The organism is Parvibaculum sp., from assembly GCF_049672805.1.
In the GTDB taxonomy this organism is placed as follows: Bacteria; Pseudomonadota; Alphaproteobacteria; order Parvibaculales; family Parvibaculaceae; genus Parvibaculum.
This window is the reverse complement of the sequence record NZ_JBATWS010000269.1, coordinates 1-6,803: the sequence shown is the minus strand read 5'-3', so window position 1 is coordinate 6,803 and position 6,803 is coordinate 1. Positions and strand designations below refer to the sequence as shown.

8 protein-coding genes and 1 pseudogene are annotated in these 6,803 nt (G+C 59.5%); 2 read left to right on the top strand and 7 right to left on the bottom strand.

All coding sequences use genetic code 11. From position 1 onward, the window contains the following. From WBF74_RS08690 to WBF74_RS08680, 3 genes are all read right to left on the bottom strand, one after another. Positions 1-233 (bottom strand): hypothetical protein (locus WBF74_RS08690; protein WP_424438221.1); only part of this gene is annotated, 233 nt, incomplete at its 3' end. Between the two features lie 44 nt (positions 234-277). Then, complete coding sequence (uvrB, locus tag WBF74_RS08685; protein WP_424438218.1) at positions 278-2,599, bottom strand: excinuclease ABC subunit UvrB; 2,322 nt, start codon at positions 2,597-2,599, stop codon at positions 278-280. Between the two features lie 81 nt (positions 2,600-2,680). Further along, positions 2,681-2,944, bottom strand: coding sequence for a hypothetical protein (locus WBF74_RS08680; protein WP_424438215.1), 264 nt, complete (start codon positions 2,942-2,944; stop codon positions 2,681-2,683). A 111-nt stretch (positions 2,945-3,055) separates the two neighbouring features. On the opposite strand from WBF74_RS08680, the gene WBF74_RS08675 reads away from it, so the two are divergent. Continuing rightward, positions 3,056-3,535, top strand: coding sequence for a PH domain-containing protein (locus WBF74_RS08675; protein ID WP_424438212.1), 480 nt, complete (start codon positions 3,056-3,058; stop codon positions 3,533-3,535). Then, complete coding sequence (locus WBF74_RS08670) at positions 3,532-4,323, top strand: class I SAM-dependent methyltransferase (RefSeq protein ID WP_424438208.1); 792 nt, start codon at positions 3,532-3,534, stop codon at positions 4,321-4,323. The genes WBF74_RS08675 and WBF74_RS08670 overlap by 4 nt, the downstream gene beginning before the upstream one ends. Here WBF74_RS08670 and WBF74_RS08665 read toward each other — a convergent pair. From WBF74_RS08665 to WBF74_RS08650, 4 genes and pseudogenes are all read right to left on the bottom strand, one after another. Continuing rightward, a complete protein-coding gene (locus tag WBF74_RS08665) occupies positions 4,320-4,946 on the bottom strand; it encodes a TetR/AcrR family transcriptional regulator (protein ID WP_424438205.1) in 627 nt (208 codons plus the stop codon). The two genes, WBF74_RS08670 and WBF74_RS08665, sit on opposite strands and share 4 nt — an antisense overlap. Beyond that, on the bottom strand, positions 4,936-5,676 hold the full coding sequence (locus WBF74_RS08660) for a TetR/AcrR family transcriptional regulator (protein WP_424438202.1): 741 nt from the start codon (positions 5,674-5,676) through the stop codon (positions 4,936-4,938). The genes WBF74_RS08665 and WBF74_RS08660 overlap by 11 nt, the downstream gene beginning before the upstream one ends. A gap of 92 nt (positions 5,677-5,768) precedes the next feature. Next, complete coding sequence (locus WBF74_RS08655) at positions 5,769-6,380, bottom strand: class GN sortase (protein ID WP_424438199.1); 612 nt, start codon at positions 6,378-6,380, stop codon at positions 5,769-5,771. Position 6,381: 1 nt separating this feature from the next. Next, positions 6,382-6,803, bottom strand: a pseudogene (locus WBF74_RS08650) (marine proteobacterial sortase target protein); the annotation flags it as partial.

Below are 6,803 nucleotides of genomic sequence, written 5' to 3'. Positions count from 1 at the left end.
GAGAACACGTCGAACAGGCGGTCGCCCGTCAGCGCCCAGAAGGCAGCGGGACCATAGCCCCAAGTGACGGTCTCATTCAGCGCACGGAAGACAACAAGATCAAGCGCATCCCACCACTCGCGCGTCGCCGGCATAAGCCACGACGCCCCGAGCAGCAACGCCGCCGCTGTCCAGATAGCAAGATGACGGAAATCCCAGCGGTTCTCAAATATGCTGGTCCCACGATCAGGCATTGCGGTGAAGTCTCCCTGTCAGAATTGCGACAGGAATATAACCGCTATCTGCCCTTTTTCCCCGGATATTTTCTCGCTCTCGTTCCCGGCCTGCCGCTGGTGGAGCGGCCTTTAGGTTTTGTCGTACGGGCGACGCTTTCTTCCACGGCTGACTGGCGGGCCATCGGGTCGTCGGCGATGGCGAGTTCGGTGGCTTCGAGGCGTTTGATTTCGTCGCGGAGGCGGGCGGCGGTTTCGAATTCGAGGTCGGCGGCGGCTTCCTTCATGCGGGCTTCGAGGTCCGCAATATGGGCGCGGAGATTGTGGCCGATGAAGCTGTCATTTGCTTCGCTCGTATCCACGCGCACGTGGTCGCGCTCATAGACACTTTCGAGAATGTCGCCGATGTTGCGGCGGATGCTTTCCGGCGTGATGCCGTGTGCCTCATTATAGGCTTTCTGCTTTTCGCGGCGGCGCGCGGTTTCGGCCATGGCGCGTTCCAGCGAGCCGGTGATGTTGTCGGCATAGAGAATGACGCGACCATCCACATTTCGCGCGGCGCGGCCAATGGTCTGGATGAGCGAGGTTTCCGAGCGCAGGAAGCCTTCCTTGTCCGCATCCAGAATGGCGACCAGCGCACATTCGGGAATGTCGAGACCTTCGCGCAGCAGGTTGATGCCGATCAGCACATCGAAGGCGCCGAGCCGCAGATCGCGGATGATCTCGATGCGCTCCAGCGTGTCGATGTCCGAATGCATGTAGCGCACGCGGATGCCCTGCTCATGCATATATTCGGTGAGGTCTTCGGCCATGCGCTTTGTCAGCGTGGTGACAAGCACGCGCTGGCCCTTCGCCGCTACCTCGTGACATTCGGCGATGAGATCGTCCACCTGCGTTGCGACGGGCCGGACGATGGTGGGCGGATCGATGAGGCCTGTTGGGCGAATGACCTGTTCGACGAAGACGCCGTCTGTCTGCTCCATCTCCCACGGGCCAGGCGTTGCAGAGACGAAAATGGATTGCGGGCGCATCGCATTCCATTCCTCGAAGCGCATGGGCCGGTTGTCCACGCAGGAAGGCAGGCGGAAGCCATATTCGGCCAGCGTTGACTTGCGCCGATAGTCGCCCCGGAACATGCCGCCGATCTGCGGGATCGTGACATGGCTTTCATCCGCAAAGACAAGCGCATTGTCAGGCAGATATTCAAACAAAGTTGGCGGCGGCTCGCCGGGCTTGCGGCCCGTGAGATAGCGCGAATAGTTTTCGATGCCCGCGCAGCTTCCCGTTGCCTCCATCATTTCGAGGTCGAACTGGGTGCGCTGTTCAAGGCGCTGCGCTTCCAGCAGCTTGCCCTGTCCCTTCAGCTCCTGCAGGCGCACCTGAAGATCATGCTTGATCTCTTCCATCGCCTGATTGAGCGTCGGGCGCGGCGTGACATAGTGCGAATTGGCGTAGAGCTTCACTTCCCTGAAGCTGTCGGTTTTCTGGCCCGTCAGCGGATCGAACTCCGCGATTTCCTCGACCTCATCCCCGAAGAGAGAGATGCGCCAGGCGCGGTCTTCATAGTGGGCGGGAAAGATTTCGACAGTATCGCCGCGCACGCGGAACGTACCGCGGCCAAAGGCCTGGTCGTTGCGTTTGTATTGCAGCGCCACGAGGTCGGCGAGAAGCTGCTTGCGGTCGAGCCGCTCTCCCACCTTCACCGAGAAGGTCATGGCCGAATAGGTTTCGACCGAACCGATACCATAGATACAGGAAACGGAAGCAACGATGATGACATCATCGCGCTCGAGCAGCGCGCGCGTGGCGGCGTGGCGCATCCTGTCGATCTGCTCGTTGATCGAGCTTTCCTTTTCTATGTAGGTGTCGGTGCGCGGGACATAGGCTTCCGGCTGGTAGTAGTCGTAGTAGGAGACGAAATACTCCACCGCGTTTTCAGGAAAGAAGCTCTTGAACTCGCCATAGAGCTGCGCGGCGAGCGTCTTGTTCGGGGCGAGGATCAGGGCAGGGCGCTGGGTGCGGTAGATGACCTGCGCCATTGTGTAGGTTTTGCCCGAGCCGGTGACGCCCAGCAGCACCTGATCGCGCTCGCCTTTTTCAATGCCATCCACCAGTTCGGCGATGGCGGTGGGCTGGTCGCCGGCCGGCTCATATTCCGAGACGAGCTTGAAGCGGACGCCGCCTTCCGACTTTTCCGGGCGCACGGGGCGATGCGGCTCAAAGAGCGGCCAGTTTGCCGGGTCGCCCTGCAGGGCACCTGCCCATGTGTCACGATCCGCCAGCAGTCCGCCTTGCGGCACAAAGCTTGCGCCGGGTGCCTCTGCCAGTCCGGCAGGCAGCGGGCGTTCCGCTCCCCGGCCAAATGATTTGAACTTGTCTCTCGCCATGGCCTCAATATGGCCCGACTTACCCGCCGTTCAAAGGGGGCTTCCGTCGCTCCTGCCGGGGAATGGCAAGAGGATGCAGCGTCAGCGGGGCGTTTCGTCGCTTGGCCGAACGGGCGCGGGTTCCTGCCATTCCGGCTCTTCTTCATATTGCTCGGTCGGTGAGGCGGTTCCGTCGCCGCCTGTCTGAGCCTTGTTCAGCCCGAAATGGGGAAAGCCGAAAAAGGAGAGGTAGATGATCGCAAAGAGAATCACGACGCCCGCAAGGCCAGCGCTCAGCACATAGCGAACACCGAGGCCGGTTTCGCCCTGTCGTGCCTCATCCGTCTCTTTTTCGGGGCCGGTCATTTGCGTCTCCTCTGATCAATACCCTCCTGTTGTGAGGTAGTTCCAAGTGTCGCTGCGGCAAGGCGCAATCGCTCACTTTCCATATTGAGGCCCTTCTGCAATTCTCTCCGCATGAGTGAACAGCCTGAAACCATGGCGCCGGAAGCGGCACGCGCCGAAACGAGCGCGCATTGGACGATCTTTCTGCCTGCCCTTGCGGTCGCCGTCACATGGGGGATCGTCTATTTCTGGTCGGGCTGGATGGAGCCGCCGCTGCTGGTCGTCGCGCGGATTGCTCTTGTCATCGAGGGCGTGGTCGTGCCGCTGCTTCTGCTTCATGCCTTCATGCGCGCGCGTGCGCTGCGCGTGAGGGTGGGTGAGGGGGCGCTCAAGGCCGTGTCGGGTTTTCCGATGCGGCGCAGGCTTGAGCTTTCGCTGGGCGATATTGCCGTGGCTCAGGTGCGGCGACCTGCCACGCAGCGGTGGTTTGGTGGAGGAGCGCTTGCCATAATCACGCGGCAGGGCGCGCGGCATCTGATTGCCGATCTGGCCGAGCCGGAGAAGGTGGCTGCCGCCATCAATAATGCAATTCGGAGGAACAGCGGCGCATGAGCCAGATGATCGAGTTTGACGAAGCGGCCGCGCGTGCGGTTGAGGCGATGTATCTGACGCCGGATGTGGTGGCGCAGCGCGCCCGCGTGCTTGATCTCCTCGCGCCGAGGCCGGGGGAGCATATTCTCGATATCGGCTCCGGGCCGGGATTGCTGGCGGAGGATCTTGCGCGTCTTGTGGGCACGAGCGGCCGGGTGGTCGGGCTTGATATGGCACCTGCCATGGTGATGATGACGCGCACGCGGCTTGCTGCCATGCCGCAGGGGGAGTGTGTGGCGGGCGAGGCGACGAAGCTCGATTTTCCTGATGGCTCGTTTGACGCGGCGGTCTCCACGCAGGTCTATGAGTATGTGCCGGACATGCCGCGCGCCCTTGCCGAACTGTTTCGCGTTCTGAAGCCGGGTGGCCGGGCGCTGATCCTTGATACGGACTGGCGCAGCGTCGTCTGGCATTCTTCCGATGAAGCGCGCATGGCGCGCATTCTCGATTGCTGGGACGGTCATCTCGCCGACCCGCATCTGCCCGCGAAGCTTGGGCCCTTGCTCACCAAGGCGGGATTTCATGTGCGCCGTGTGGAGATCGTGCCCATGCTGGCTTCGACCTGGCAGCCTGTTTCCTATGCGGCGGGCATCATGCGCGCCATTCACAATTATGCGCGCGCGAATGGGGCTGCGAAGGGCATCGCCGCGGCGGATGTTCAGGCCTGGTATGATGATCAGCTAAGGCTTGTGGAACGCGGCGCGTTTTTCTTCAGCGTCAATCGTTACGCTTTTGTCGTTACGCGCTAGCTATTTTCCTCGACGCCGAAAAGGGCCAGATAGGCATCGATGCAGCGGTGGATTTTTTCGTCTGTGTCCGGCGGTAGCGTATAGGACGCGTCGAAAAGGGCAGGCCACACGAACAGCTCTTTGAGCGCCCCGCTGCCGATACGGACGCCGAATTCCGTATCATGCGGTTTCAGCAGCTTGTTGCGCACCATTTCGTCAATCACTGCGCGCAGCTTTTCATGGCGGCGGGTGCTGAGAAGATCATACATCTCGCTCGCCAGTTTTGGGACGCCGGGCACTTCCGCGATGACAATGCGCATCAGCGCATTGGCGTGATTGTCGAACTGGGTGGACAGGTATCCGCGCGCGACTTTGTAGAGAATGTCGCGGGCTGTGTCGCCCTGCGAGATCAGGGACTCATAGTCGACCGTCTCGCGGGCCACGTCCTTTACAACGGCCGCGAAGAGTTCTTCCTTCGACGAGAAACGCTTGTACAGCGTGGCGGTGGATACATCAGCATCGCGGGCAATGTCGGCCATGCCTGCGCGTGTGTAGCCGTGAGTCAGAAATATCTCTTGTGCGGCTCGAATGATGGCCGCCTGTTTCTCATTGCTGATCTTGCGACGGTGCGCTTCAATTCCCACTTGTATCCTTCTCCGGGCGTTTCGTGCTCACCTCTGTTCCATAGATTGCCAGATAGGTATCTACACACAATTCCAGATTCTTCTTCATGTCGTCGGTTCTGGAGAATTCCTGCGAGAACAGCGCAGGCCAGACGATGTACTCCTTCAGCATGCCTCCCAGATGACGCACACCATCGGCGGTGTGGTGCGGCTTGAGATCGCCGCGCGCCACGAGCGCGTCAGCAACCTTTTGCAAATAGGCATAGGCACGCACGATACCATCCTGATAGACGGTCTTTGCGAGATGCGGCGCGGTCGGCACTTCTGCAATGACCATGCGGAACAATTTGTTCATCTGGCCTTCAATCTGCTGTGCCGCGTAGGCATCTGCCAGCATCATGAAAAATTCCCGCGCTGTGAGTCCGTCAATGTCTGACGGTAGCGCAACACCAAGGCGCAAATAGGTGTCTTCGACAATGGCAGCGAAGAGATCATCCTTCGAGGAGAAGTGCTTGTAGAGGGTTGCCGTGGAGACGTCAGCGTCTCTTGCAATGTCGGCCATTGCGGCGCGGCTGTAGCCATTCTTGAGAAAATGATCTCGCGCGGCCTGCAGGATGGCCTTCCTTTTGGCCTCACTTACGGAACGTCTATAGCTTGACAAGCCCAAGTTAACTTTACCCTCAGAGTGCATGCCGTCTTTGCACAGATTATTATCTTCAATCAATACGTCGAAGATTTTCAGTTTGGTCAAGAACAATCAGGAAAATGGCTATCTTGCTATATAGTCTATTATTTCAGGTTGCAGTTGGGAATGAATGTCAGTCTCGCATCTGTTCTTGGAACTCAAATCAAGTCATCCACGATCGTTGCAAAAACGACGTAGCGGAGAGGCCCGGTTTGTGTGGAGTTAAAAGGATAACAAGTTACAAGAGCAAGTCCGCCTGCAGCGCGGGGATTAATGTGTGAATTATCTGAATAAACAACGCGGCTCTGCCGAACTCTATAAATATGCTTTCTTCCATCCATCGTCGTAATGATGACGCGCTCGTCATTTTTGATGTCACGCAGAATTGAGAAATGCGTGTCGCGATGTGCGGCGATAACGGGCGTCCCGCCGCGACCGGGAAGCGGTGAGTCAGTGAGATGACCCGGCCCAAAGGCAAGCGCTTCGCCGCTGCTGTTTGACAGAACAATTTGGCTCACGCCGAGTGACGGGAACTCTAGTTTCGCAACCGGCCAGGCATCCGCCCAGTACCAGGCTTTATGCGGTTTTCCGTCTTCAAGCGTTTTCGTCCAGGCGCGTTCCAGAAGAACCTGTGCGAGTTCTGCCTTTGCCTTGATGTAGAGGCCGTGTCCGAGTTGCCATGTGCCGAAGGCTGAAAGGAGAAAAAGCGCGGCGGCCCCGAGTAGGGCCACCGCTTTTTTCGCTGAAGGCAGAGACATCGCCTTTCCCACCTCACGCTTTTGCGCGCCGCCGCTGCACCCACCAGAAAAGCGCGAGGGAGGCGGCGATCAGAAGCGCGACAAGCCCGTTGCGGATCAACGCCGGTGCATCGGTCGCGGTCTGGGGGAGGGCAATGCCGGTTGCTGCCATGTCGGCTGCAGGTGCAGGGGCTACGGCCAGGGCAAGCCGGGGCGATGCCGCCGCAAAACGCGCGGGGACTGCCTGTCCCGTTGCCGGACCAAACACCTTTTCATATTCCCACCCTTCCGGCAGGTTCACGGGCATATCCTTCCGGGTCAGTCTTTCGCTGTCGGGACGCGACGGCGTGATGTCGATTGCCACAAGGCTGGTGCGACGGCTGACAAGGTGATGCTCGAGCGCGACTTGCAGAATCTCGTCATCATGCAGGTTCCAGTTGCCGGCAATGCGGGCAT

Bases quoted from the DNA above. Each gene is read 5' to 3' on its own strand.
- uvrB (WP_424438218.1), bottom strand. From the start codon at position 2,599: ATGGCGAGAGACAAGTTCAAATCATTTGGCCGGGGAGCGGAACGCCCG.
- WBF74_RS08680 (WP_424438215.1), bottom strand. From the start codon at position 2,944: ATGACCGGCCCCGAAAAAGAGACGGATGAGGCACGACAGGGCGAAACC.
- WBF74_RS08675 (WP_424438212.1), top strand. From the start codon at position 3,056: ATGAGTGAACAGCCTGAAACCATGGCGCCGGAAGCGGCACGCGCCGAA.
- WBF74_RS08670 (WP_424438208.1), top strand. From the start codon at position 3,532: ATGAGCCAGATGATCGAGTTTGACGAAGCGGCCGCGCGTGCGGTTGAG.